Origin of the sequence: Arcobacter sp. (genome assembly GCF_050300555.1) — a bacterium.
Lineage (GTDB): Bacteria > Campylobacterota > Campylobacteria > Campylobacterales > Arcobacteraceae > Arcobacter.
Genome location: NZ_JBNKXY010000106.1, coordinates 1 through 789 on the forward strand (window position 1 = coordinate 1; position 789 = coordinate 789).

Here is a 789-nt window from a genome sequence, read left to right on the forward strand (position 1 = left end):
TAGCTCTACCACTTATACTTCCATACCCGTTGGCAAAGTTTCCTATTTTAATGGAACTAGTTATAACCAATGGAAGCATTGCATGAAAAAATATTTACACTCTATTTTACCTGAGGTATGGCAAGTTATTTGTGATAGTGTAGATTTTTTGGATGATGATGAGCAACTAACACCAGATCAACTATAAAAGATTCATCGCAATGCTCAAACAATCTCCATCCTCACCTCATCAATTAAAAAGAAAGAATTCAATCATGTAGATGGTTTTGATGTGGTCAAGGATGTTTGAACAACACTTCGGATGACCCATGAGGGATCCAAGCCCGTGAGAAAGGCCAATGTTAAAAAGACCAACTCAACCGTTTCATCATGTACGATGATGAAACGCCTCATACGATGTTCAACTGGCTAAAGAAGTTAGTCAACAAAGCAAGAGCCCTATGGTCCAAGAAGTGGAACGATCGCATTTTGATGGAAATATGACGATGGCATACACTCCAATGAACTACAATGTTGTGGCATTGATCCTCCAAAATCCCGCCTATAAGAAGCTAACATCCGATAATGTGCTTGGAAGGATCATAAACCATGAGAAATAATAATAATAATAATAATAATAATAATAATAATAATAATAATAATAATAATAATAATAATAAGAAGAAGAAGAAGAAGAAGAAGAAGAAGAAGAAGAAGAAGAATTACAAGAAGTCTTATGGTGAAGCTCACATTGGCAAGGAGTGGGACTTTGAGGAGAGCTCTGACTCTGATAGTGATGGTGTTGCCACT

General features: G+C 36.2%; 1 protein-coding gene. It reads left to right on the plus strand.

From position 1 onward, the window contains the following. Positions 1 to 588: 588 nt before the first annotated feature. The coding region (locus ACQY5W_RS13080) for a hypothetical protein (protein WP_428025415.1) at positions 589 to 789 on the plus strand (201 nt) is incomplete at its 3' end.